23 protein-coding genes are annotated in these 23,257 nt (G+C 68.7%); 6 read left to right on the top strand and 17 right to left on the bottom strand.

Annotated features, from left to right (window positions below):
• Positions 1-22: 22 nt before the first annotated feature.
• Positions 23-592: a GNAT family N-acetyltransferase gene (locus M0G41_RS13755; RefSeq protein ID WP_282452930.1), complete on the bottom strand. Its 570-nt coding sequence runs from the start codon at positions 590-592 to the stop codon at positions 23-25.
• A 116-nt stretch (positions 593-708) separates the two neighbouring features.
• Here M0G41_RS13755 and M0G41_RS13760 point away from each other — a divergent pair, with 116 nt between their 5' ends.
• On the top strand, positions 709-1,062 hold the full coding sequence (locus M0G41_RS13760) for an MmcQ/YjbR family DNA-binding protein (RefSeq protein WP_248210347.1): 354 nt from the start codon (positions 709-711) through the stop codon (positions 1,060-1,062).
• Between the two features lie 121 nt (positions 1,063-1,183).
• Here the strand turns inward: M0G41_RS13760 and M0G41_RS13765 are convergent, their stop codons facing one another.
• The 5 genes from M0G41_RS13765 to yidD are packed head-to-tail and all read right to left on the bottom strand — an operon-like array spanning position 1,184 to position 4,657.
• Entirely contained in the window at positions 1,184-2,242 is a 1,059-nt protein-coding gene (locus tag M0G41_RS13765) for a CDP-glycerol glycerophosphotransferase (RefSeq protein WP_248210348.1), read from the bottom strand.
• Positions 2,243-2,261: 19 nt separating this feature from the next.
• Positions 2,262-2,744, bottom strand: coding sequence for a Slp family lipoprotein (locus tag M0G41_RS13770; RefSeq protein WP_248210349.1), 483 nt, complete (start codon positions 2,742-2,744; stop codon positions 2,262-2,264).
• Positions 2,741-3,574 carry a 23S rRNA (adenine(2030)-N(6))-methyltransferase RlmJ gene (locus M0G41_RS13775; protein WP_248210350.1) on the bottom strand — a complete coding sequence of 278 codons (834 nt, stop codon included), beginning with the start codon at positions 3,572-3,574 and terminating at the stop codon, positions 2,741-2,743. The genes M0G41_RS13770 and M0G41_RS13775 overlap by 4 nt, the downstream gene beginning before the upstream one ends.
• Positions 3,571-4,410, bottom strand: a complete 840-nt coding sequence (locus tag M0G41_RS13780) for a M23 family metallopeptidase (protein WP_248210352.1) — start codon at positions 4,408-4,410, stop codon at positions 3,571-3,573. Before M0G41_RS13780 ends, M0G41_RS13775 begins: the two co-directional genes overlap by 4 nt.
• Positions 4,403-4,657 (bottom strand): membrane protein insertion efficiency factor YidD, encoded by a 255-nt coding sequence (yidD, locus tag M0G41_RS13785; RefSeq protein WP_248210353.1) that lies wholly within the window; start codon positions 4,655-4,657, stop codon positions 4,403-4,405. The genes M0G41_RS13780 and yidD overlap by 8 nt, the downstream gene beginning before the upstream one ends.
• 110 nt (positions 4,658-4,767) lie before the next feature.
• Here yidD and dksA point away from each other — a divergent pair, with 110 nt between their 5' ends.
• The gene (dksA, locus tag M0G41_RS13790) at positions 4,768-5,835 is read left to right on the top strand and encodes an RNA polymerase-binding protein DksA (protein ID WP_425511258.1); all 1,068 of its coding nucleotides are present in this window, start codon (positions 4,768-4,770) and stop codon (positions 5,833-5,835) included.
• Positions 5,836-6,278: 443 nt separating this feature from the next.
• On the opposite strand, the gene M0G41_RS13795 is transcribed toward dksA, so the two are convergent.
• Entirely contained in the window at positions 6,279-6,908 is a 630-nt protein-coding gene (locus tag M0G41_RS13795; RefSeq protein ID WP_248210358.1) for a TetR/AcrR family transcriptional regulator, read from the bottom strand.
• A gap of 7 nt (positions 6,909-6,915) precedes the next feature.
• Positions 6,916-7,173: an acyl-CoA-binding protein gene (locus M0G41_RS13800; RefSeq protein WP_248210360.1), complete on the bottom strand. Its 258-nt coding sequence runs from the start codon at positions 7,171-7,173 to the stop codon at positions 6,916-6,918.
• A 215-nt stretch (positions 7,174-7,388) separates the two neighbouring features.
• Between M0G41_RS13800 and M0G41_RS13805 the strand changes: the two genes are divergently transcribed.
• The gene (locus M0G41_RS13805) at positions 7,389-9,374 is read left to right on the top strand and encodes an SDR family oxidoreductase (RefSeq protein ID WP_248210361.1); all 1,986 of its coding nucleotides are present in this window, start codon (positions 7,389-7,391) and stop codon (positions 9,372-9,374) included.
• An 812-nt stretch (positions 9,375-10,186) separates the two neighbouring features.
• Here M0G41_RS13805 and M0G41_RS13810 read toward each other — a convergent pair.
• Positions 10,187-10,765, bottom strand: coding sequence for a phasin family protein (locus tag M0G41_RS13810; protein WP_248210362.1), 579 nt, complete (start codon positions 10,763-10,765; stop codon positions 10,187-10,189).
• 303 nt (positions 10,766-11,068) lie between these two features.
• Positions 11,069-12,352: a patatin-like phospholipase family protein gene (locus M0G41_RS13815; protein ID WP_343226493.1), complete on the bottom strand. Its 1,284-nt coding sequence runs from the start codon at positions 12,350-12,352 to the stop codon at positions 11,069-11,071.
• Positions 12,353-12,693: 341 nt separating this feature from the next.
• Here M0G41_RS13815 and M0G41_RS13820 point away from each other — a divergent pair, with 341 nt between their 5' ends.
• Positions 12,694-13,239, top strand: coding sequence for an AP2/ERF family transcription factor (locus tag M0G41_RS13820; RefSeq protein ID WP_248210365.1), 546 nt, complete (start codon positions 12,694-12,696; stop codon positions 13,237-13,239).
• 264 nt (positions 13,240-13,503) lie between these two features.
• Here the strand turns inward: M0G41_RS13820 and M0G41_RS13825 are convergent, their stop codons facing one another.
• Both M0G41_RS13825 and M0G41_RS13830 read right to left on the bottom strand, forming a co-directional pair.
• Entirely contained in the window at positions 13,504-13,992 is a 489-nt protein-coding gene (locus M0G41_RS13825) for an NUDIX hydrolase (protein ID WP_248210367.1), read from the bottom strand.
• A gap of 22 nt (positions 13,993-14,014) precedes the next feature.
• Positions 14,015-15,913 carry an ATP-binding cassette domain-containing protein gene (locus tag M0G41_RS13830; RefSeq protein ID WP_248210368.1) on the bottom strand — a complete coding sequence of 633 codons (1,899 nt, stop codon included), beginning with the start codon at positions 15,911-15,913 and terminating at the stop codon, positions 14,015-14,017.
• Between the two features lie 247 nt (positions 15,914-16,160).
• Between M0G41_RS13830 and M0G41_RS13835 the strand changes: the two genes are divergently transcribed.
• Both M0G41_RS13835 and M0G41_RS13840 read left to right on the top strand, forming a co-directional pair.
• On the top strand, positions 16,161-16,370 hold the full coding sequence (locus tag M0G41_RS13835) for a cold-shock protein (protein WP_248210369.1): 210 nt from the start codon (positions 16,161-16,163) through the stop codon (positions 16,368-16,370).
• 397 nt (positions 16,371-16,767) lie between these two features.
• Positions 16,768-17,475 (top strand): hypothetical protein, encoded by a 708-nt coding sequence (locus M0G41_RS13840; RefSeq protein WP_248210370.1) that lies wholly within the window; start codon positions 16,768-16,770, stop codon positions 17,473-17,475.
• Positions 17,476-17,488: 13 nt separating this feature from the next.
• Here M0G41_RS13840 and M0G41_RS13845 read toward each other — a convergent pair whose 3' ends face one another.
• The 5 genes from M0G41_RS13845 to M0G41_RS13865 form a co-directional block, all read right to left on the bottom strand.
• Positions 17,489-17,989 (bottom strand): flavodoxin family protein, encoded by a 501-nt coding sequence (locus M0G41_RS13845; RefSeq protein ID WP_248210371.1) that lies wholly within the window; start codon positions 17,987-17,989, stop codon positions 17,489-17,491.
• A gap of 36 nt (positions 17,990-18,025) precedes the next feature.
• Positions 18,026-19,375 carry a M24 family metallopeptidase gene (locus tag M0G41_RS13850; protein ID WP_248210372.1) on the bottom strand — a complete coding sequence of 450 codons (1,350 nt, stop codon included), beginning with the start codon at positions 19,373-19,375 and terminating at the stop codon, positions 18,026-18,028.
• A gap of 71 nt (positions 19,376-19,446) precedes the next feature.
• Positions 19,447-20,997 carry a leucyl aminopeptidase gene (locus tag M0G41_RS13855; RefSeq protein ID WP_248210373.1) on the bottom strand — a complete coding sequence of 517 codons (1,551 nt, stop codon included), beginning with the start codon at positions 20,995-20,997 and terminating at the stop codon, positions 19,447-19,449.
• Positions 20,998-21,295: 298 nt separating this feature from the next.
• A complete protein-coding gene (locus M0G41_RS13860) occupies positions 21,296-22,777 on the bottom strand; it encodes a flavin-containing monooxygenase (RefSeq protein ID WP_248210374.1) in 1,482 nt (493 codons plus the stop codon).
• 19 nt (positions 22,778-22,796) lie between these two features.
• Positions 22,797-23,243: a TspO/MBR family protein gene (locus M0G41_RS13865; protein WP_248210375.1), complete on the bottom strand. Its 447-nt coding sequence runs from the start codon at positions 23,241-23,243 to the stop codon at positions 22,797-22,799.
• Between the last annotated feature and the right edge of the window lie 14 nt (positions 23,244-23,257).

Here is a 23,257-nt window from a genome sequence, read left to right on the forward strand (position 1 = left end):
TGTACCCGACCGCCTGCAGCGATCAGTGAGTGCTTGGCTGTGCCCGCAGCTCCAGGGTGACGCGGGTGATGCCCGGGTCCTGATGCGGGTGGCTGCGCCGGAAGCCCAGCGACCTGGCGAGCCCCAGCATCGCTGTGTTCTCGTCGAGCACGTCGCCATAGATCCGGGCGAGCCGCTTGAGCCGGCACCAGCGGATCAGCTGCTTCATCAGCAGGCGGCCCAGGCCCTGCCGGCCGACGAAGCGCGAGACGATGAGGGCGAACTCACCGGCCTCGTCGGTCTGGTCAATGGCGACCCGCGCCACCGCGCCGACCAGGGCCTCGCCGGGCGGCAGCGCCTCGGCCGCGACCAGGGCGAACTCCTTCTTCGGGTCGGGGTTGGCCAGCCGCATCGCCATCGCCGGGCTCAGCTCCTTCATCGGATGCAGGAAGCGCATGCGGACCTCTTCCGGGTCGAGCAGGCTGAAGCCGCGCTGCAGTGCGGCGCCGTCCTCCGCCTCGATCGGGCGTAGGATGAGTTCGCGACCATCCTCCAGCACGAGCTGCTCGCGCCAGCGTCCGGGTAGCTGATGGCGGTGAATGCGCGCCGGCAAGGGCGGAGTCCGGTCTTGGGCGGTGGCAGAGGGATAGAGCATAGCCTCACGGTGCCCAGCCAACCCCGAGCGGATGCTCTAAACGGTTGCCCTGCGTTGGGATTGGAGAAGGCGAAATGCACGAAGACCAGCTTGCAAGACTCTGCCGAGGTCTGCCCGGGGCGACCACCGACATCAAGTGGGACCACGATCGGGTCTGGTCGGTGGGCGGCAAGATGTTCGCGGTGCTGGTGCTCGACGGGCCACAAAGCGGGCGGCTGAGCTTCAAGGTGGCCGACGATCGCTTTCTCGAACTGACCGACCTGCAGGGCGTGCATCCCGCGCCCTATCTGGCCCGGGCGCACTGGATCAGCCTCAGCCCGGGACACGTGCTGTCGGACGGCGAGGTCGAGGCCCTGCTGAAGGGCTCCTACGAGCTGGTCCGCTCAAGGCTGCCGAAGAAGCTGAGGGAGACGCTCACGTCGGAGTGAGACGGCGCCCGGGCAGCGGGCCGAAGGGCGTGCAAAACACCTCCTCGCCCGATTTCCGTGCGGCGAGCCTCCGGCGGCGCCGTATTCACCTTCCAGTTGGCCTGGAGGCGGCTGGGGGACGCTACCAGGCCCAGTAACCGGTATCGCGGCGGATCTGCAGGCTGCGCCAGAGATTGAACGGCTTGCGCGACCGCAGCGTGTCGGGGCCGGCGAGGGCAAGGTCGGTGGCGCGCAGCACGCGCTCGGCCGAGCGCCCGTCGCGATAGGGGTGGATCGACTGCGCGTAGCGGTCGATCTCCGCCCGCAGCGCGGGATCCGGCGCGAGTGCGCGATCGATGGCGGCATCGAGCAGCGCCGGATCATCGATATCGATCATGTGCGGTTTGGGCGCGCGGTTGCGGAAAGTCACCACCGGTCGGCCCTGGGCAACGAACTCCGAGACGATCGACGAGGTGTCCGCCACCAGAACGCGGGCCCGGGCCTGGGCGGCCATCAGGTCTTCGGTCTCGACGAAGCGGGCGTGCGGACCGGCCAGCGCCCGGTAGGCCTCGACCAGGGGGGACGGACATTTCGGGTGCAGGGTCAGCAGCCAGTAACGGTCACCGCGCTGGACCAGCTCTCTCAGGGTCTCGAGCAGGACCGGTGCGGCGCTCAAGCGAGGGGTGAAGGTCGATCCGAACAGGATCACCGGACGGTCACCCGCGCTCGGCTCGACCGAGGGCAGCGAGCCGTCGAACAGCGGGTCGAGCTTGGGCCAGCCGGTCTCCTCGACGCTGAAATAGCCGTGCTCGGCGGCCAGCGCGCGAAACGGTCCGGTGGTGGCCGGACCCTGGGTGCAATAGAGATCGAACAGGCCGCGCAGCCGGAAGTGGCCGCGCTGGTCGGAGCGCTTCTCGACGTTGAAGCCGTGGAAGACCTGCACCTTGCAGCCGGAGAGATAGTGCGGCACCCAGTTGGCGGCGCTGAACACCGCATCCGGGCGGAATCCGACCGCCTGCCGGGCGTCATCGACGCGCAGCTCCCGGGGCACCGGAAGGGCGGCGGCCGCGCCGTGGCACCACCAGCGCAGGCTGTCGCCGCGGGCCTCGATCGCCTTCTGCAGCGGCTGCAGGATGGGGCCGGCGTAGCGCTCGGTGGCGAACAGCAGGTAGTGCCTGCCGGTGCCGGGTGCCACGCTCACGGACGCGCTGGCCGCGGGCTCACAGGCGCCCCGAGACGCCGATGCTCACCGATACCCGCGGCTGCTGGAAGCGGTAGTCCCAGGGCCACAACACCAGTTCGCGGGCGTCCACCTCGGCCATGCGGATCGATTCTCCGCGCAGTTCGCGCTGGCGGTCGCCGGTGATCGGCCCGCGCAGGGTCACAAAGCGCCCGGGCGAGAACTCCCGCGGGTCGATCTGGCCGGCGCGCAGGGCGATGAAGCGCCCCTGTTCGGGGGCATCGAGGGCCGGCCGCTGCAGCCGGTCGAGCGGATAGGCGACCACCTCGATCTCGGCATAGCGCTCGAACTGCCGGGTCTCGACGATGCTGCCGCCCCAGAGCACATCGACGTCCATGTAGCGCTGGATCTGTTCTCCAGCAAGATAGGGCGCGGGCGAGAGAACCGGGGCGTCGGCGATGGGGGGCGCGCTGGCACAGCCGGCAAGCAGGGCGAGGACAAGGGTCCAGCTCAGGGTTTTCATGGGGCCTCCTGCTTGAGCCAGGTCGAATCGGTGCCGCCACCGGCCTCGCACAGACGCGGGGCGAGGGCATCGAGGATTTCCGCGGCGCGCTCGGCAAACCGCCACGGCGGATTGAACACCAGCATACCGCTGCCGTTGAGCCGCAGCGGGGTGTCGTCGGCCTGCACCAGCAGTTCCAGCGCCAGCAGCTGGCGGGCGTTCAGCCGGGACAGGCGGCGAAACGGCGCGCGCAGGGCCACGCGCTGCTTGATCGGGTACCACAGGGCGATCACCGCCTGCGTCCAGCGCGCCAGCACGGTGGCGATGCAGCGCTCGATCAGGGCGAACTCGTCGCGCTGCAGCTCGTAGGGCGGATCGATCAGGATCAGGCCCCGGCGCTCGGCCGGGGGGCTCAGCGCGGGCGCCGCCTCGTAGCCGTCGCGATGGTGCACGGCGACCCGGGCATGCGCGCCGAGCAGGGCGCGCAGCGCGGCGAATTCCCCCTCCTGCAGCTCGCAGACGGCCATCCGGTCCTGTTCTCGCAGGCAGCTTGCCATCAGCAGCGGCGAGCCGGGATAGCCGGCCTCGCCCGCCAGCTCGGTGCAGCGTTCGACATAGCCCTGCAGCGGCGCCGGCACCGACCCACCGACCAGACGTCCGATTCCGGTTCGCCACTCGCCAGTGCGCTGCGCCTCGTCCCCCTTGAGTGAATAGTGGCCGCGACCGGCGTGGGTATCCAGCAGGAATACTCCACCGGGCTTCTCCTGCAGCCGCTCGATCAGGGCCAGCAGCAGGCTGTGCTTGAGCACGTCGGCATGGTTACCGGCGTGGAATCCATGGCGGTAGTTCATGGCGCCGGGGGCAGCCCGGGCAGCAGCAGTGGGTCGAGGCGCTGCTCGAACCAGTTCACGCCCCAGTGCAGGTGCGGCCCGGTGGCGCGGCCGGTGCTCCCTACGGCGCCAAGCACCTCTCCCGCCGCGACCTGCTGGCCGGGCCGGACGTCGATTCGGCTCATGTGCAGGAAGACGCTGCTGAGTCCATGGCCGTGATCGAGCAGCAGGGTGCCGCCGGTCAGATACAGGTCGGAATCGGCGAAGCTCACCACCCCCGCCGCCGGGGCACGGATCGGCGTGCCCTCGCGGGCCGCGATATCCATGCCGCTGTGCGGTGAGCCGGGACGGCCGTTGTAGCTGCGCGACGCAGCGAAACGGCCGCTTATCCGCCCGACCACGGGCCAGGCGAAGCCGCTTGCGAAGTCACTGCGCGCGTCGTCTCGGCGGCGCGCCTCGGCCACCCGGGCCTGTTCTCGGGCAATCCGGCGCGCGATCTCGGGCGGCGGCTCGACAGTCCTGGGCGGTACGCCGCGCACGGCCTCTACCGGCCAGTCCCGGGGCGTCACTGTCACCCGGTGGTTGGCGGCACCGCCATCCGGCACCCGCACCGCAACCACCAGCGGCTCGCGGGCATCGCGCGGCGCGGCCAGGAGGAAGCGTCCCTCGGCATCGACCCGCACCCGGCGTCCGTCGACGCTGACCTCGCTGCCCGGCTGGGCCCGGCCGATCGCCAACTGGCCCTGCTGTAGGGCCGAGGGCAGTTCAAGCGCCGTCGCCGGCGCCGCCAGCGCGATGAACAGCGGGGCAGCGCACGCCTGGATAGCGCGCAGCCTGGACCAGAACCGCTCAATCATCGACCTTTCCCTGTTGGACTTCAGATTCGAGGGGGGAGCCGGGCACCGGGTCCACGCCGCCCTCGGAAAACGGATGGCAGCGGCCGATCCGGCGCAGGGCCAGCCAGCTGCCGCGTGCGGAGCCGTGCAATCGGACCGCTTCGGCTGCATAGTCCGAACAGCTTGGGTAAAAACGGCAGCGAGGACCGAGCAGCGGGCTGAGGAAGCGCTTGTAGACACGCAGGAGCAGCAGGATCGGAGAGGTCACGAAGGGGCCGTCGGGCCTTGGCTGGAAAGGCGACCGCGGTTGCCGCGGCTGATCCGGTAGGCTATAACACGCGGCCGCTTGGCCTCAACAAAACAGGCAGGAAACGACCCGTGGCAGCGAAAACGAAATCGTCCGCGAAGAAAACCGCAGCGAAGTCCAGCAAGCCGGCGGCCAAGAAGAGCGCCGTCAAGTCGCTGACCAGTGCGCTGGCCAAGCTGGCGAAGGTGGCAAAGAAGGCCGCGCCGGCCAAGTCCGCGACCAAGGCCGCGACGAAGAAGACAAGCAAGCCCGCTGCAGCTAAGAAGTCTGCGCCGGCCAAGGCTGCCAAGAAGGCGGCGCCCAGCAAGGCAGCCAAGACCGGCAAGCCGGCGGCCAAGAAGGCCGTCGAGAAGAAGAGCGTGGCCAAGGCCAAACCCGCGGCCAAGCCGGCCGCCAAGACCAGCAAGGCAGCAAAGCCGGCAGCCAGGTCGGCTGCGAAACCGGCCAAGTCCGCCAAGCCCGTCAAGGCGCCAGCCAGCAAGGCCGCAGTAAAGTCGCCCAAGGCTGCCGCTCCAGCGGCCGCCAAGAGCAAGGCGACCAAGGATTCGAAGCCGGCGGCCAGCGTGGCCAGGGTCGGCAACAGCAACGCAGGGAAGCAAATGGCAACAGCGAACAAGGCCAGCGCGGTGGCGCGGCCCAGCGAAACGGGAAATAAGGCCAGAGCGGTGAAACCAAGCAAACCCCAAGGTGGTGCCGAGGCTCCGGCCGCAGCGCTGCGCGTGGAGCGGGTCGACCTGCCCCCGGGCTACAAGCCGGCCAGCGGCGACGGCGAGTACATGAGCCCGATGCACCTCGAGTACTTCCGCCAGAAGCTCATGAACTGGCGCGCCGAGCTGGTCGAGGAGTCGAAGCAGACCATCGACAACCTGCGCGAGGAAGTGCGCGATGTCGGTGACGAGGCCGAGCGCGCCACGCGTGAGACCGAGAACTCGCTGGAGCTGCGCACCCGCGACCGCTACCGCAAGCTGATCGGCAAGATCGACAAGGCGCTCAAGCGCATCGACGACGGCGCCTACGGCTACTGCGAGGAGACCGGCGAGGAGATCGGCATCGAGCGTCTGGAAGCACGGCCGATAGCCACCCTCTGCCTCGATGCGCAGGAGCGCTGGGAGCACCGCCAGAAGCTGATGGGCGACTGATCGCCTGCAGCCTCGGAGCGAAACGAGAAGGCCGCGCACTGCGCGGCTTTTTCTTCGCGCAACGCCCGCCGTTCGACGGGGGCTGGTTTGGGCGCGAAGTTCGCATTCGCCACGGTTCATCAAATGGGCCGATATTCTGTGGGAGTGCCCTTGGGCGCGACCGCGGAGTTCCGCTCTGGCCGCGGTCTGTGGTGAATCCGTAGCGCTGCGGTCGCGCCCGAGGGCACTCCCACAATTTGACTGCGGCAAGGCCTGCTTTGCAGCGCAAACCGGACCTGGCAGCGACGTTGCGTGTAGGAGCCAGCTTGCTGGCGATCGTTCCGTCCGGGGCGCCTATCGCCAGCAAGCTGGCTCCTACAACGGGACCGGGGCGAATGCGAACTTCGCGCCCGCACCGGCCACTGGTCCGTGTCCCGGTCGTATCCCCGCGTTCGATGCGTCGCTCAGGCCCGGTTGTACGCCTCGCACAGGGTGTGCAGGTGAACGCGTTCGGCATCGCGCAGGAAGGGGGCCAGAAGCATCATCAGCTGGCGGATGCCGGACTGGATCGCCTGCTGCTCGTCCTTCTCGCCGCGTACGCCGCTGTAGTTCAGCCAGAACGTCGCGACGACCAGGATATTGGTCGCCAGCGCCTCCACCTCGGCATTGCTTGCACGCATGATCCCGGCCGACACCAGGCCCCGCAGCACCTCGGTGGCGTTCTCGGTCGCCCGCTTCAGGATGCGCGCGAAGTGCAGTCGCACCTTGCGCGAGCGGGAGAGGATGTCGACCAGGTCGCGGTAGAGAAAGCGGTAGTCCCAGATGCACTCGTAGACCATGTGCAGCTGGAGCCAGATGTCCTCAAGATTGGGCAGTCGGCCCTCGGGCTGGACCAGCGCCTGGTCCATGCGCTCTTCGTAGCGGGCGAAGAGCTGCTCGATGATGTCGTCCTTGTTGCGGAAGTGGTAGTACAGGTTGCCCGGGCTGATCTCCAGCTCGTCCGCAATATGGTTCGTGGTGACGTTCGGCTCGCCGCGTTCATTGAACAGGGCAAGGCTCAGTTCGAGGATGCGCTCGCGCGTGCGCCGCGCCACCGTCGTCTCAACCGGTCAGTTTCTTGACCAGCGCGACGTACTTTTTCTGTGCGTCCTCCTGGCTCATGTCGCCGAGCTTGGCCCATGCCTCGTACTTGGCCGTTCCGACGAAGTCGAAGAAGCCGGGCTTGGGGCCGTTCACCGGACCCTCGGAGCCCTGCTTGTAGAGCGCGTAGAGCTTGAGCAGGGTGTCGTTGTCCGGACGCTCCTCCAGCTTCTTGATGTCTTCGGCGGCCTGCTCGAACTGGGCATTGAGGTCGGACATGTACGCACTCCGCATGCGGCGTGATCGGGGCGCCTGTGATAGCACGCGCCTTCGTGACGGGTCAACGCGAGGCGGAACCCGCCGCCCATGGCCGGACACGGTGTCGCAGCCGGGCTAGGCTTGGAGCCGGCACCGGGCTATCTTTACACGCATTCGTCGGTCGGCAGGGGTTGCCCGCCCGGCATCCGCAACGCAGGCAAGGAAAGGGGATCGGCATGAGCTACTTCGTCACCGGCGCCACCGGCTTCATCGGTCGTTTTCTGGTCAGCAACCTGCTCAAGCGCAAGGGCACGGTGCACGTGCTGGTGCGCAAGGGCTCGCAGAAGAAGCTGACCGCCCTGGTCGAGAAGATGGGCTGGGACAGCAAGCGCGTGGTGGCCGTGCCCGGTGACCTCTCCAAGCCCAAGCTTGGCCTCAGTGCCGCACAGATCAAATCGCTGACCGGCAAGGTCGACCACTTCTTCCACCTTGCCGCCATTTACGACCTGTCGGCCGACGCGGCCAGTCAGAAGGTGGCCAATGTCGAAGGCACCCGGCACGCGGTGCAACTCGCCGAGGCGGTCAAGGCGCGCTGCTTCCACCACACCAGCTCGATCGCGGTGGCCGGCCTCTACACCGGCACCTTCCGCGAGGACATGTTCGAGGAGGCCGAAGACCTCGACAACCCGTACTTCGCCACCAAGCACGACTCCGAAAAGGTCGTTCGCGAGGAGTGCACCAAGATCCCCTACCGGATCTACCGCCCGGGCATCGTCGTCGGCCACAGCCAGACCGGCGAGATCGACAAGATCGACGGGCCGTACTACTTCTTCACTCTGCTGAAGAAGCTCCGCGAGACGCTGCCGCCGTGGGTTCCGATCCTCGGCATCGAGGGTGGCCGGATCAATCTGGTGCCGGTCGACTTCGTCGCCAACGCGATGGACCACATCGCCCACAAGTCGGGTCTGGACGGCGGTTGCTTCCATCTGACCGACCCGGACCCGAAGCGGGTGGGCGAGGTGCTGAACATGTTCGCCCGTGCCGGCCACGCGCCGGAGATGACCATGCGCCTGGATGCGCGCATGTTCGCCTTCGTGCCGCTGCCGATCCGCGCGGCGGTCACCAGCCTGCCGCCGATCAAGCGCTTCACCCGCATGGTGCTCAAGGACCTCGGCATTCCGCCGGAGGTGCTCAAGCTGATCACCTATCCGACCCGCTTCGACTCTCGCGAGACGGAGCGTGCGCTGAAGGGCTCGAAGATCGCCGTCCCGCCGCTCGAGGACTACGCCTGGCGCCTGTGGGACTACTGGGAGCGCCATCTGGATCCGGCGCTGTTCCAGGACCGATCGCTGCGCTCCCGCGTGGAAGGCAAGGTCGTGCTGATCACCGGCGGCTCGGACGGCATCGGTTATGCCGCCGCGGAAAAGATCGCCGCCGCCGGCGCCAAGACGATCATCGTCGCCCGCACCGAGGACAAGCTGCTGGCCGCCCGCGACGCCCTGCGCAAGGCCGGTGGCGAGGTGCACGCCTACACGGCCGACCTGTCCGAGATGGAATCCTGCGACGCCCTGGTCAAGGCGGTTCTGAAGGACCACGGCGGTGTCGACGTGCTGGTGAACAACGCCGGGCGCTCCATCCGCCGCTCGATCGCGCTGTCCTACGACCGCTTCCACGACTTCGAGCGCACCATGCAGCTGAACTACTTCGGCTCGCTGCGCCTGATCATGGGCTTCCTCCCTTCGATGACCGAGCGTCGCCGCGGCCACGTGATCAACATCTCCTCGATCGGCGTGCTGGCCAGTTCGCCGCGCTTTTCGGCCTATGTGGCCTCCAAGGCGGCGCTGGATGCCTTCTCGCGCTGCGCCCAGGCCGAGTTCAGCGGCAACAACATCGCCTTCACCACGATCAACATGCCGCTGGTGCGGACCAAGATGATCGGCCCGACCAAGATCTACGACAGCGTGCCGACCCTGACTCCGGATGAGGCCGCCGACATGATCTGCCAGGCCATCCTCGAGCGCCCGAGCCGCATCGCCACGCGTCTGGGCATCTTCGCCGCCGTGCTCAACGCGCTCGCGCCGAAGGCCTACGAGGTGGTGATGAACACCGCCTTCACCCTCTTCCCCGACTCCGCCGCAGCCAAGGGCGAGAAGGGCGGTGACGGCCAGGCCTCCAGCGAACAGATCGCCTTCGCCGCCCTGATGCGCGGCGTGCACTGGTAGGCCATTGTGTCCGGCACGGTGCTCCCGGGCATCGTGTCGGAATGCCGCTCGCGCGCAAAGAAGACTTCCGCAAAATCCGCTTGTAGGAGCCAGCTTGCTGGCGATAGGCGCCCCGGAAGGGACGATCGCCAGCAAGCTGGCTCCTACAGCAATGGCGTTGCAAGGTCCGGTTCGCGCCGCAAAGCAGGCCTTGCCGCAGTCAAGTCGTGGGAGTGCCCTTGGGCGCGACCGCGGCGTATCGGATTCCCCACAGACCGAGGCCAGAGCGCGTCTCGCGGTCGCACTCCCACAGTCGGGCTTTGTTGGGCGTCAGCGAAGCCCCACAGGCTGTTCCTTGGCGGACCGATACGGCCGTTCGGACGGTATGCCCGGTGCGGCAAGCCGCACCCTATGCATCTCTTGTTCGCGCCCTAGACGCGCATCTGCGTCATCTTCCCAACGAAGCCGCCGGCAGCGGCGGTCTTGCCCGCGACCACAACGCCTTGGATCTGCCGCGGACCGCGCACGGGCGACCGGCCGTGGACTCGTCCAGCCTTGTCCTGAGGGGCGCGCTGAGCGCTCCGACACGGAGCATGCCCGGTTCGAGGGCGTGGCGGCAGGGGAGTCCCGTAGGTCGGCGCTAAACGCTGGGCGCGCGGCGCAGTGCGTGGCCCTGAAGCTGGCGACTCCCGGTACGCGCCGGTTCTTTCCGAGGCCGGAAAAGAAGAAGCCCGCCAGTCCGAAAGGCCGTAGGGGAGGGAGCTAACGGCATTTCGTGCGGACTGGCGGGCGTCAAGCTTGGGCGCGCCGTGCGCGCCCGGTTGTAGCGGGGCTTACTCGGTAGCGTCCTGGATCGGAGCAGCCGGGGCGGCGGCGGGCTTGGCCTTCTTGGCAGCCGGCTTGGCAGCCTTGGCCGGAGCGACCTTCTTCACCGACTTCGGCTTGGCCGGGGCAGCCGGCTTGGCGCTCAGCTTGCGCAGCTCGGCGTTGAGCTGGTCGACGCGCTTGGACAGGCCCTGCAGGTCCTCGCGGGACGGTACGCCAAGGCGGTTCAGGGCGCGCTGCACGCGCTCCTCGAACACCTTCTCGAGGCGGTCCCAGGTATCGGAAGCGCGCTCGCGCACCTGGCCGACGTTCTTCTCGACCTTGCCGCGCACCTCGTCCACCTTGCCGGTGGCGATCTTGCGGGTGTGCTTCTCGAGGTTCTGACCTTCCTTGACCAGGGTCTCGAACAGCTTGGTGCCCTCTTCCTGGGCGCGACCGAAGGCACCCATGCCGGCCAGCCAGATCTGCTGGGCGGACTCCATGATCGACTTCGACAGACCCTCGGCCTTGGCCTGCAGGTTCACCGACGACTTGCCGGCGCCCTTGGCGGCCGGCTTGGACTTGGTCTTCGACTTGAGCTTGGCCATGCGTTGTCCCTCCTGATGCGGTGTGTGGGCAGCTCTCGCGGCTGCCGGCGACGTGGGGCCAGTCTGCGCGTCGCAACTAGAATATTCACACTAGGGAGACGCCGAAGAGCTTCGGCGCCCCGCGCCGGATGTTGTGCAGCCGGCCAGCAAGGCGCGCGCCTCGCTGCGCTCGCTCACGGTGGCAACGCGCGGCCGGCGTTCGCTCGAAGACTCTCGGGTGGGCGCCCCGGGTTGCGGATCGGCGCGCGCGGCAGGCGCTGGCGTGCTTGGCAAGCGCCGCCGCGGACTTGCCTTGGGGGCGGGCTAGCCGCGCATGCGGCGCCGGCGGCCACGCTGACGCGAGGAGACAAGGGTCTCGACGTCGTCCAGGGCGCGGCGCAGCCGGGCAGTCGTGTTCGTATGCCGGCGGCGCTGCTGGGTCAGGCTGTCGAACGCGCCGCGCTGTTCGTCATCGAGCACCTCGTCGCGGAAGCGCAGCCCGTGCCGCGCAAGGATCGGCGCCAGCTGGGCCCGTCGCGCCCTGAGGTCGGACAGGGTCGCCCGGTAGGCGTGGTCGCAGACGCGGCGCCGGGACTTGTAGCTGAAGACGCTGGTGAAGAACATCTCGGCGTCGTCGGGATTCGGCTCCAGCAGCAGCTGGTCGACTTCGCGGTACTGGTGGGCGTACTTGGCCATACCGACCTGGACCCGCGACTGCAGCAGGGTGCGGAAGGTCTGCGAGAGCACCACCGGCAGGCCGCCTTCGACCAGGCTTTCCGGATGCTTGCCGTGGGCGCGGGCCATGCTGGCATCGAAGGGCACCAGCGGATTGAGCCCGATCAGCAGGTCGACGCCTTCCTCCAGTGCGATCGAGGCATGCATGGTACGGCGCAGGGCCCCGTCAACGAATTGCCGGTTGCGGATCGGCACCGGCGGGTAGAGGCCTGGCAGCGCGGCGCTGGCCTGCACCGCACGCGAGATCGGCACGTCATCCCAGCCATGCTCGCCGAAGCGCACCGCTTCGCCGTTGTCGAGGTCGACCGCGACAACGCGCAGCTTGCGGCGCAGCTCGCGGAAATCGTTGGTCCGGCCGTGCCGGGAGAAGGCGTCGGCGAGGAAGCGGCCGATCTCGTCGTTGTCGAACAGGCCGGCCGGAACCAGGGCGCCCAGGCGGGACAGCGCCGCATTGAGGTTCGCGCTGCCCGGGTCGAGCAGGATGTCGCGCCACCAGCGGACCAGATGGCGCGGGAAGGACAGCGCCCGCCTCGCGTACTCCCAGAACGCCGGGCGCACGAACGCATCGGGGTGGAACTGGGCGTCGTCGCGATCGCCGGTGATGAACACCCGGGTCATTGCCGCGGTGTCCATCCGATTGGCAAGGCCCGAGGCGAGGAAGGCGCCTGAGCTGACACCGACATATACGTCGAGGCTGGTCAGGTCGAGGCCCTCGATGGCCTCCTCCAGGGCGCGCAGTGTGCCCAGTTCGTACATTCCGCCGATGGGTCCGCCGCCCGCGATGGCAAGACCAATGCGCCGGCTGCTGGGCTGGCGTGTTCGGGCGGCTTGAATCTGCAGCATCGGACACCGGGAGAGCGGGGGGTCCGGCATTGTAGCCGCGCACTCGGGGTGGGCAAGGCGTGAATTCCGGGTGGTGGGCATTCCAGGCGGGTATTCCGGGCGAACCCAAGGGATTTTCCCTACCGGGGAGTGCCGCTCGTGCGCGTTGCTGAGCAAGTGGTTGCCCCGAAAGGGAAAAAACACTCCATTTCGACGCTTACTCGGACACTAGGATCTTTCTTAGCCGCTCGTTTCCCTGTGTCTAGGGAATTCCCCCAGTGTGGGGTTCTCGAATAGGAATAGCATGTGGATTCACCGAGCGGCAACGAATCGCTCGGGGGCTCCGGACCCGGAGCGACATCTGCCCTAAAGCGAAAACAGGAGGAGGGATCATGGCCCGTTCAAAACCCACTGGAGCATCCCGCGTAGATCGCCCCGCCAACGGCGCGGTCGGCTGGCTGATGCGCATCCGTCGCGGCGACACCTTCATCCAGGAGTTCTTCTCGGACGCCGCCTATGGTGGCAAGCGCGCCTCGCAGCGCGCTGCGCGCGACCGCTACTCCGAGCTGGCTGCCACGCTGCCGCCGCCGAAAACCTCGGAAGGCGCGATGAGCGTCCGCAACAGCAGCGGCGTGGTCGGCGTGCGCCTGGCCCGTGAGGGCACCGACGCGGCGGGCGAGCCGCGTGAATCCTACGTCGCCTCGTGGCGCGAGAACGGCCGTGACCGTACCGTCCGCTTCTCCTGCTCGGCCTTCGGCAAGCGCAAGGCCTTCCAGCTGGCCTGCCTGGCGCGCGAACTGCGCACCACCGATCGTGAAGTGCTGATGGCCAAGCTGGCCGAGAACCGCAAGGCCGGCAAGTCGGCGGCGGGCAAGAAGGCTGCGCCGAAGAAGGCGGCCAAGAAAGCGGCTGCCAAGAAAACGGCCAAGCGCAAGTAAGTCAGTCCAGGACGGCGGGTGCCGCGAAGGCGGCGCCCGCGCGGTCCGGCGCAAGGCCGGGCCGAGCCAGTGCAGGGCGTTCTCCTCGGTCTGCGCCGCCGATGCTGCGTTGTTCGGCCGCTGCGCAGCAGCGCGGGCTTTGCCCGCTACGCCTTCGCTGCGCTCGGTCGGCTTCGCCAAAGCGCTGCAATGCCTCCTTCTCGCGCCTTGCCTCGACGACGCATCCGCGTCGCGACTTCAACAACGCACTTCCGGGACAGGACACTAGAGCCGGCTGACCTTCCAGTCCTGCATACGTCCGTCGCGATAGGGCATCACGCCATGGAAGGGCCGCGGGTCGCCGTCGAAGACCAGCGGCAGGAACCGCCGGTCACCCTCCCACAGATTCAGCCGCTCGATGTCCTCGATGGGCACCCATTCGAGATCGCCCTCGGCATTGCGCGCGGGCGGCTCGCCCTTGAACCCGTCGATCAGGAAGATGAAGCCGAACCAGTCCTCGCCCTGCTTGCCGAAGCCGGGCCAGCTGAGGGTGCCGCGCAGCTGCAGCGAGATGACCTCGATACCGGCCTCCTCGTGAAGCTCGCGGCGCATGCCTGCGGCAACGTCCTCGTTGGCCTCCAGCTTGCCGCCCAGCCCGTTGTACTTGCCGAGGTGGGCGTCGTCGGCGCGTGCATTGCGGTGGACCAGCAGTACGCGGCTGCGATCGGGCGAGAGGACATAGCCCAGGGTGGCGAGGATCGGGGTGTAGGGCATCGGGGCCTCCTTGTCCGGGTGATCAGCCGCCCGACTCCAGGGCTTCCCAGCGCTGGTAGGCGGTCTCCAGCTCGCCCTGCAGCGCCTGCAGGCGGGCCTGGGTTTCGGCGATGCGTTCGCCGGACTGGCGGAAGAACTGCGGCTCGCTCATCGTCGCCTGCAGCGTGGCCAGTTCGGTCTCGAGCGTTTCAATGCGAGACGGCAGCTGCTCCAGTTCGCGCTGCTCCTTGTAGCTCAGCTTGCGCCGCTCGGGCGTTGATGCGGGCAGCGTGGCCGCCGGCTTCGATTCGGCGCCGGCCGCGGCGGAAGCCTGTGCGGGCGGGGCATGGCGGCGACCGAGGCCGCCGCCCTGGCGCTCCCAGTCGCTGTAGCCGCCGACAAACTCCTCGACTTCACCGGCGTCGTTGATGGCCAGCGTGCCGGTCACCACCGCGTCCAGAAAGGCGCGGTCGTGGGAGACCAGCAGCACCGTTCCGGAATACGCGGCCAGCTGCTCTTCCAGCAGTTCCAGCGTCTCGACATCGAGGTCGTTGGTCGGCTCGTCCATCACCAGCAGGTTGGACGGTCGGGCGAACAGCCGGGCCAGCAACAGGCGGTTGCGTTCGCCGCCCGAGAGGCGGGTGATCGGCGCCCGGGCCCGCTCGGGGGAGAACAGGAAGTCCTGCAGGTAGCCGAGCACGTGCTGGCGGCGGCCGCCGATCTCGACGTACTCGCTGCCCTCGGCGACGTTGTCGAGGGCGTTCCAGTCCTCGCGCAGGGTGGCGCGCTGCTGGTCGAAGTAGGCGATCTCGAGGCCGCTGCCGTGCTCGACGCTTCCGGCATCGGGCTTCTCCTGGGCGAGCAGCAGGCGCAGCAGGGTCGACTTGCCGGCGCCATTGCGGCCGACGATGCCGACCCGGTCGCCGCGCATCAGGGTGAAGTCGAACGGTTGGATGACCCAGCGGCCGTCATAGCGCTTGCCGGCCTCCATCGCGCGCAGCACGCGCTTGCCGGAGGCACCGGCCTCGGCCACGCGCAGTCGGGCCTGGCCTTCCTTCTCGCGGCGCTGGGCGCGCTCGCGGCGCATCGCCTCAAGCGCCCGTACGCGGCCCTCGTTGCGGGTGCGGCGGGCCTTGATGCCCTGGCGGATCCAGACCTCTTCCTGGGCGAGACGGCGATCGAACTCGGCGTTCGCCTGCGCCTCTGCATGGGCGCGCTCCTCCTGCCGGCGCAGGTAGTTCTCGTAGTCGCCCGGCCAGCTGCTGACCTGGCCGCGGTCGATCTCGAGGATCCGCGTGGCCAGGGCGCGAAGGAAGGCGCGGTCGTGGGTGACAAAGACGATGCAGCCCGCGTAGCCGGCGAGGAACTCCTGCAGCCAGGCGATCGACGGGATGTCGAGGTGGTTGGTCGGCTCGTCCAGCAGGAGGATGTCAGGCTCGCCGAGCAGCGCCTGGGCCAGCATCACCCGGCGCTTGCTGCCGCCGGACAGCGCGTCGAAGGCGGCATCGCCGTCGAGGGCGAGCCGCTGCAGCAGGCCCTCGATGCGCGATTCCAGCGTCCAGCCCTGGACGGCGTCGATGCGCTCATGGAGCCGCGCGAGCGCCGCGGCATCGACCTGTTCGGCGTGGCTGACGCGGTGGTATTCGGCCAATGCATGGCCGAGGTCGCCGGCGCCGTCGGCGACCACGTCGAAGACACTGCCGGCCAGGCCCGCCGGCACCTCCTGGCGCATGCGGGCGACGCGCAGCCCGTCCTCGCGAACGATCTGGCCGTCATCGGGGACGGCCTCGCCCTCGATCAGCCTCAGCAGGGTGGACTTGCCGGCGCCGTTGCGACCGATCACGCAGATGCGCTCCCCCCGCTCGATCGAAAAGCTGGCCTTGTCGAGGAGCAGGGGGCCGCCGACCGAGAAGTCGACCTGGTTGAAGCTGAGAAGCGGCATGGCGAGCCTTGGGTCCGGGGCGCGCATCCTACCGGAAGCCGCACGCCGCGGGCTTTTCTTTTGGTGAAGGGTTGGGTTATCGTGCGGGCGCTTTATTTGCCAGTCACACTACATCGTGACGGATGCGCGGTGAGTCAGCAGATCTGCCGCAGTTGATCGCGTCCCAATGGGGTCCTAGCAGAAAAGCGTCGACGGGCTTAGGGAGCCCGCCGTCTAAAACTCTCACCACGTTCCAGGAGCAATCATCATGTCGGATCGTCAGATCGGTACGGTCAAGTGGTTCAACGACGCCAAGGGGTTTGGCTTCATCAGCCGTGAGAACGGCGAAGACGTGTTTGTCCACTTTCGTGCCATCCAGGGCACCGGCTTCCGTTCGCTGCAGGAAGGCCAGAAGGTCAGCTTCGTGGTGACCAAGGGCCAGAAGGGCCTGCAGGCCGATCAGGTCCAGGCGGTCTGATCCGCCGCAGCGGACGGTTCGCCGTCCGCGCGGAGAGAACCCCGGGCGTTCGCGTCCGGGGTTTTTTTGTGCCCGGCGAAAGGGCGTGGCGTGCGTGCGGGCGGGCGACTCAGGCGCGAAGGTCGCTTTCATCTCGGCCCTCGAACGCCCGCGCCTTCTGTGCGAGCGTCCTCGGGCGCGACCTTGGAGATCCGCACTGGCCGCGGTCTGTGGTGATTCTGTAGCGTTGCGGTCGCGGGCAAGCCCCCTCCCGCAATTGGACCGTGGCGAAGGCGAACGCTGCGCCCTTCTCGCACCTGTCCCGGCATCGGGCGGCGCCCCGCGCTTGCCCGCGCCGGTCACGTTTGACAGCCTTGCCCGGTCTTGGGGTGGGCTTGGGAATCGAGGAGAGGGTGCGTTGAGCGAGCGAGGGGCCACACCCGCCTGGGTGGTTGCGCTGGGCGAGGGCACGCGCGAGGAGTGGCCGCTGCTGGTGGCGGGCATGCTGCTCGTCGGCATGACCCTGCTCGGCCTGGGCATCGCCGGCCTGTTGCCGGAGGAGGGGCTGGCCGGCTTCGTCGGCTGCTTCCTGCTGGTATACGCCGCACTGATGCTGCTCCAGCATCCGCGTTCGCAACTGCTGGGCGATGGTGTGCGCAAGCGGCTGAGGTCCTCGATTGCCCAAAGTGGCCAGGGCTTCTACGGCCTGCTCTGCCTGGGTCGCTTCATCCAGCTGGAGGTCCACGACCTGCTTGAGGCCCTGGGCGAGTTCGAACTGGGCGGTCAGCTGCTGCGCTCGCTGCTGCAGGACTGGCTGATCGGCTTCAGCATGGAGTCGCTGATGAACTTCGTGCAGTCCGTGATCTGGCCGGTCTTCATGTTCTCCAGCCACGGTATGTTCAAGGCCGGCCTGGTGCTGGCCGCACTGTGGGGGCTGTATCGCTTCGGCGGCTGGCTGTTCCCGGCCATGCAGCGCGAGATCGAGGCCGCGGAGGAGGACGAGGACGACGACACGGACAGTGGCAAGAAGCGGAGCAGGAAGCGCGCCAAGCGCGCCCGCACGCAGGGTGCGGGGTCCAGCCCAGCCTCGCCCCCCCCAACGCCGCCGCCTCCGCCGCCCGCCTGACGTCGGTCTCGACTCAGAAGATCCCCATCGCCAGTCCCTCGGCCAGGGCCCGGCCCAATTCCTCGCAGCTTGCGCGCTGCTCGGCGGTGAGTTGCTTGGGCGCGAGGATCGCCTCGGGCGTCTGTGCGTGCATCATCAGTCGGATCGGTTCGGCGACGCGGCGCCAGCGCAGGCCGAGGGCGATGCGGTCGAGCTGACGCTGCGCACCCTCGCCATCGCTGCCGGCGCAGATGATGCTCGCGAAGGGCAGACCCTCGCCACGCCCGAGCAGGCCGTAGTAGCTGCGGTCGAAGAAGTCCTTGATCCGGCCGCTGAGGGCGGCAAGGTTCTCGGCGGCGACCACCACGACCGCCGAGCAGGCCAGTGCCGCGGCGGCATCGGCCTGGTCGGCGTGAAGCAGGTTCACTTCGATCTCGCCTGCCTGCCGCGCTGCTTCGGCCACCGCCCGCGCGGCCTGCTCACAGGCGCCGGTCTGGCTGTGCCAGACGATCAGCAGCGCTGGCTTGGCGGACATCTCTGGTCGAGCCCGGATGCGCAGCGAGCGGGCCCGTCAGCGCACGACATGCCAGTGGGTCTGCCGCCCGGCGAGATAGTGGACGGTCGTTCCGTCGAAGAGCGCGCTCTGCTCCAGTTTGATCTGTACGAACTGGCCGTCCCACTCCTGCAGCGCCACGCGTACATTGCCCTCGATGGCGTAGCCGGTATCCGCATATAGCGGCCAGTCGCCCTGGCCAGCGGTGGGTCCCTGGTTGTCCCACATTCCGATGGTCGGCCCCGGAGCATGGCCGAAGAATCCGAGCGGATGGGTGTAGGTGGTGCTGGCGATTCCGGCCTTGCCGGCGGCCTCACGCGTTGCGGCGAGGATCGCGTTGCCGCTGCGGCCGGTCCGGAACTCCGCGGTCAACAGGTCCTGCCAGCGATTGCCCTCGGCCAGCGCCGAGCGCAGGCCCGCCGGCACCGCCGACTCGCCCATGCGCAGCACGTAGCCCATCTCCTGCGTATCCGTGCAGAGTTTGAGATAGCAGATGCCGACGTCCGTGTGGAGGACATCACCGCGTTGGATGATGCCGGACTCTCCGCAGAAGTCGGCGTCTTGCGCGCACTCTCCGCCGGCTCGCTGCAGGTTCACGTTGGGCATGAACCAGGGGCGCAGGCCAAGGGCCTCGAAGCGCTGGCGGATGTACCAGGCGACATCGTCGGTGTGCGTCGCCCCCGGCGTGATCACCCGGTTGGAGAAGGCCTCGGCGATCACCCCGCGGGCGAGGGCGACGATCTGCGGATAGAGCTGCCGTTCGCTGGCGCTTCGCGTCTCCAGCCAGCGCACCACCAGGCGTTCCGCCGGAACGATGCGGGCGTGCAGGCGCTCGGGCAGGGCGCGAAGGAGCTGCTGATGCAGGCCATGGCTCAGCCCGTCGGCCACCGCCCAGTCGGTGGAGACGTTGATGCCGATGCGCGCCGGGTCACGTTCTTCGATCAGCTCGGCCAGGGCCTTCCATTGCGCCTCGAGATCGCCGCCCGACCAGCCGGTGTCGTAGGGCTCACCCAGCGGATACCGGTTCACCGACAGGCGATCCACGCTGCCGTCGGCCTTGCGATGGAAAACCAGCATCGTGGTGCGCCGCGCGGCGAAGCTGGGCTGCGGGACCAGGCTGAAGTAGACCGGGTCCTCGTTGTACTCGCGGGCAATGAGCAGCCAGAGATCGATTTCCGTCTCGGCCATCAGCCGGGGCAGGAGGGTGTCCAGGCGCTCGCGCAGGATGCGGTTCTCGACGGCCACGCGCTCGCGCGGCGCCAGCACGGCGAACTCGTCCGCCGTGCGGATCTCCATCGCCCCCGCGCCGGGCAGTGCGAGGCTGGCCGCGAGGCCGAGAAGGAGGCGGGCAATTGGTCGTGCCGTCATGCGGGGTGTCTCCGAGGGGATGGGGCCGTGCGCAGGATAGCCCTGCCGCGCTGGATCGCCGAACGGCCGACCTACTGGGCAAGTTCGCGGACGTAGCGGTCGATCAGGCGCACGCCGAAGCCGCTGGCGCCCAGCGGCACGGTGGGAAGGGGGGCGTCGTCGCGCCAGGCCATCGAGGCGATGTCCAGATGCGCCCAGGCCTGGCCCTCGGGCACCCAGCTGCCGATGAAGAAGGCGCCGACGCCGGCTCCGGCCTTGCCGCTGCTGCCGCCGTTTCGCAGGTCGGCGATCGGCGACTCCAGATCCTTGGCATAGCTCGGATGCAGGGGCAGTCGCCACAGTTCCTCGCCGCTGCGCATCCCGGCCTGCTGCAGCGCGGTCGCCAGGGACTCGTCGCGGGTGAACAGGCCGCCATATTCATCGCCGACCGCGGTCACCTGCGAGCCGGTCAGGGTGGCGATATCGACCAGCACCTGCGGCTTGTCCTGCTGCAGCACGTAGGTGATCGCGTCGACCAGGACCATGCGGCCTTCGGCATCGGTGCTGATCACCTCATAGGTCTTGCCGGACAGGGTGCGGATGACATCGCCCGGGCGGCCGGCGCTGCCCGAGGGCATGTTCTCGGCCAGTGCCGCCACGGCGATCGCGTTGACCTCGGCGCCGCGTCGGGCAAGGCCCAGCACGGCCCCGGTGACCACTGCCGCGCCGCTCATGTCGTACTTCATCCGCCACAGGTTGTCGCGGCCCTTGATCGAGATGCCGCCGGTGTCGAAGGTGATCCCCTTCCCGACGAAGGCCAGCGGTTCGGCATCATCCGCGGCGCCCCGGTAGCGGACCAGCATCAGCCGCGGCGGACGCGCGCTGCCCTGGCCGACGGCGAGGATCGAGCCCATGCCAAGACGCTCCATAGCGGCCTGGTCGAGCACCTCGATGCTGACCCGGTCGAGGCCGCGGAACGCTTCGCGGGTACGCTCGACGAAGCTCTCCGGGTAGATGACATTGGCCGGTTCGCTGACCAGGTCGCGGGCAAAGCGCACGCCGCTGGCGACGTGCTGCCAGTCATCCTCCCATGACTTGCGCGAGGCGGCCGGGTCGGCCCCGAGAATGCGCAGTGAGCCCTGGCCTAGCTTCGGCGCGTCGGGTGCCGGGCTGCGATAGCGGCGGAAGGTGTACTGGCCGAGCTCGGCGCCAAAGGCGAGGTGAGCACCGGCAGCCGGAATGTCGGCAATGTTCCAGGCGAGGTCGAGGTGCGGCGCCGCGCTGAGCAGGCCGAGCTGGCCGACCAGCCCGCCGACGTCCTCCAGCAGCCGGGCATCGACCGGATCGACACCGGTGCCGATCACGATCAGCTGTTCGAACTCCCCGATGCCGAACAGGTTCAGCACCACGCCGCGGTCACCACTGAAGCCCGCGGTGTTGGCTGCCCGGCGCAGCGCGCCCTCCAGCCGCGCATCCAGCTCGGCGAATGCGCCGCCGTCGGGCAGGCCCTTGGCTACGCTGATCGCCAGCGCGCCGCTCTCGGGCAGCTGGTAGTCGGCGAACTCGATCTGCCTTTGCGCCTGAGCCGCCGATGCGGCCAGCAGCAGGGCAATGAACAGCAGAAGGACTCGGGCTTGCGACATCGGACGCTCCGCTTGGCGTGAAGGACGGCCGCAGACCTTACCGGCAGAGCGGGGTGCTGGTGTCACCATGGTGTGAGGGATTGCGACGAGCCGGGAGCTGGGAGCGGGGAGTCGGGGTCTAGCCGCTTCGCGGCAACGGCGGCTGCGCCGCCTGAGCCACTGCTGCGCACAAGGGAAGGGGCAGGACGCGCTTCGCTGCAGCGATGATGGCTGTGGGCGCTGATGAATCTATCGATGCCCGACTTCGCGGCTTTCGCGTCCTTCGCGGACCTCAATGCTCTTGCCCGGGACCGCGCGATCAGGCCGATTCCCCGGGCCCGTCCGAGAAGAGATAGTCCGCCGGTCGCGGCGTGCGCGTGCGCCAGCGGTAGGCCAGCGCCGGGCCGACCCAGAGGGCGATGTTGCGGCCCCGGGCATCAACGTACCAGCTGGTGCAGCCGGCGCTCCAGGCGGTGCCGCTGAAGCGCCGGTCGAGCCCGAGCAGAAAGGCGCGCTGAACTTCTTCCTTCGGCTCGACCGCCACCGCGCCCCGCTGCGCCCGCAGTGCGCGCAGGGCCTGGATGTGGCGGACCTGGCTTTCGATCATGAACAGCACCGAGTTGTGGCCCAGGGCGGTATTGGGGCCGAGCAGAAAGAACAGGTTGGGATAGCCGGCCACGCCGATGCCGAGGTGCGCCGCCGGTCGATCCGCCCAGTCGCGGGACAGGCAATGGCCGTCCCGGCCGGTGATCTCGATGTCCTCGCGAAGGCGCAGCGGGTCGAAGCCGGTCGCGCAGACGATCGCATCGAGATCGACGCGCTGACCATCGGCGAGGCGCCAGCCGCGGGCGTCGATTGCCGCGATGGCCCCGCGGTGAACCGTGGTGTTGGGGGCGCACAGCGCGGGATAGAAGTCGCTGCTGAACAATACCCGCTTGCAGCCTACCGGATAGTCGGGGCGCAGGGCCTCGCGCAGGGCCGGATCCGCAACCTGACGGCGGCGCAGCCGGTTGCCTAGCCAGCGCGCCCAGAAGGCCGTACGCGGATGGATCAGCGCATGGGCCAGCACCTCCAGCAGCACGAACACGCTTGAGCGCACGGCCAGGCGCAGCCAGGGCCATGCCGCGAAGCGGCCCTGCAGCCACTCGGGAAAGCGACGGTCGGGGCGCGGCAGGACCCAGGGCGGCGTGCGCATCGCCACGTGCAGTTCCGCTGCGTCGCGAGCCAGCTCGGGGATGATCTGCACCGCGCTGGCGCCGCTGCCGATGACGCCGATCCGCTTGCCGGCCGGGTTGAACCCGGCGTCCCAGCGCGCGCTGTGCAGCAGTGGGCCGGCGAAGTCATCAAGGCCGTGAAGCCCCGGCCAGGCGGGGTGGTGAAGCCCGCCCGTGCCGAATACCAGGTCGCGGCTGCGGAAGATGGCGCCGGATGCGCAGCGCACCTGCCACAGACCCTCCTGCGCATCCCAATGCGCTGCCTTCACCCGTTCGCCGTAGCGCAGGCGCCCTTCACGCTCGATCGGCGAGGCCAGCTCGCGCAGGTAACCGAGGATCTCGGCCTGGCTGGGAAACAGCCGCGTCCAGTGCGCGTTGGGCGCGTCGGAGAGCGAGTACAGGTGCGAGGGCACGTCGCAGGCGGCGCCCGGATAGCGGTTGTCTCGCCAGGTGCCGCCGGGCAACTCGGCCTTCTCAAGCACCAGATAGCGCTGGCCGCCCTGCCGCTGCAGCGCGCGTGCCATGGCAAGCCCGCTGAAGCCGGCCCCGACGATCAGGCAGTCGAGCGCGTCGCCCGACGCGCTCATGATGTCCGCTGCAGTGGAGCTATCGGTTCAGCCACCAGAATGCCCCGTTCAGCACCCACGCGAAGCTGACCCAGGCAAGGTAAGGCAGCATCAGGCCGAAGGCGAGGCCCGAGTGCGGGCGAAAGCGCAGGGCGGTGGCCAGGATCAGCGCCCACAGCACGGCCATCTCGAGCAGTGCGACCCCTCGCCAGCCGAGGCCAAAGAACAGCGGCGTCCAGGCGGCATTGAGGGTCAGCTGCAGATACCAGGCGCGCAGCGGGGCAGACCAGGCGCCAGTCTTGCTCCATACCCGCCAAGCAGCGACCGCCATCATCACGTAGAGCAGGGTCCAGACCGGCCCGAACAGCCAGCCCGGCGGCGCAAAGGACGGGCGAACCAGACGGGCGTAGTCCTCGTCCGGCGGAAACAGCGCGCCGCCCAGCGCAGCGGCGAAGCTGAGGGCCAGAAAGCCTGCGAGGGCGAGCACGGAGCGAGGCGTCG

Source organism: Pseudomarimonas salicorniae (assembly GCF_023156535.1).
GTDB classification, from domain to species: Bacteria; Pseudomonadota; Gammaproteobacteria; order Xanthomonadales; family Xanthomonadaceae; genus Pseudomarimonas; species Pseudomarimonas salicorniae.

Excerpts from the sequence above, each read along its gene's own strand:
- M0G41_RS13760 (WP_248210347.1), top strand. The coding sequence starts at position 709 with ATGCACGAAGACCAGCTTGCAAGACTCTGCCGAGGTCTGCCCGGGGCG.
- M0G41_RS13770 (WP_248210349.1), bottom strand. The coding sequence starts at position 2,744 with ATGAAAACCCTGAGCTGGACCCTTGTCCTCGCCCTGCTTGCCGGCTGT.
- M0G41_RS13775 (WP_248210350.1), bottom strand. The coding sequence starts at position 3,574 with ATGAACTACCGCCATGGATTCCACGCCGGTAACCATGCCGACGTGCTC.
- M0G41_RS13780 (WP_248210352.1), bottom strand. The coding sequence starts at position 4,410 with ATGATTGAGCGGTTCTGGTCCAGGCTGCGCGCTATCCAGGCGTGCGCT.
- M0G41_RS13800 (WP_248210360.1), bottom strand. The coding sequence starts at position 7,173 with ATGTCCGACCTCAATGCCCAGTTCGAGCAGGCCGCCGAAGACATCAAG.
- M0G41_RS13805 (WP_248210361.1), top strand. The coding sequence starts at position 7,389 with ATGAGCTACTTCGTCACCGGCGCCACCGGCTTCATCGGTCGTTTTCTG.
- M0G41_RS13810 (WP_248210362.1), bottom strand. The coding sequence starts at position 10,765 with ATGGCCAAGCTCAAGTCGAAGACCAAGTCCAAGCCGGCCGCCAAGGGC.
- M0G41_RS13815 (WP_343226493.1), bottom strand. The coding sequence starts at position 12,352 with ATGCCGGACCCCCCGCTCTCCCGGTGTCCGATGCTGCAGATTCAAGCC.
- M0G41_RS13820 (WP_248210365.1), top strand. The coding sequence starts at position 12,694 with ATGGCCCGTTCAAAACCCACTGGAGCATCCCGCGTAGATCGCCCCGCC.
- M0G41_RS13825 (WP_248210367.1), bottom strand. The coding sequence starts at position 13,992 with ATGCCCTACACCCCGATCCTCGCCACCCTGGGCTATGTCCTCTCGCCC.
- M0G41_RS13830 (WP_248210368.1), bottom strand. The coding sequence starts at position 15,913 with ATGCCGCTTCTCAGCTTCAACCAGGTCGACTTCTCGGTCGGCGGCCCC.
- M0G41_RS13835 (WP_248210369.1), top strand. The coding sequence starts at position 16,161 with ATGTCGGATCGTCAGATCGGTACGGTCAAGTGGTTCAACGACGCCAAG.
- M0G41_RS13845 (WP_248210371.1), bottom strand. The coding sequence starts at position 17,989 with ATGTCCGCCAAGCCAGCGCTGCTGATCGTCTGGCACAGCCAGACCGGC.
- M0G41_RS13850 (WP_248210372.1), bottom strand. The coding sequence starts at position 19,375 with ATGACGGCACGACCAATTGCCCGCCTCCTTCTCGGCCTCGCGGCCAGC.
- M0G41_RS13855 (WP_248210373.1), bottom strand. The coding sequence starts at position 20,997 with ATGTCGCAAGCCCGAGTCCTTCTGCTGTTCATTGCCCTGCTGCTGGCC.
- M0G41_RS13860 (WP_248210374.1), bottom strand. The coding sequence starts at position 22,777 with ATGAGCGCGTCGGGCGACGCGCTCGACTGCCTGATCGTCGGGGCCGGC.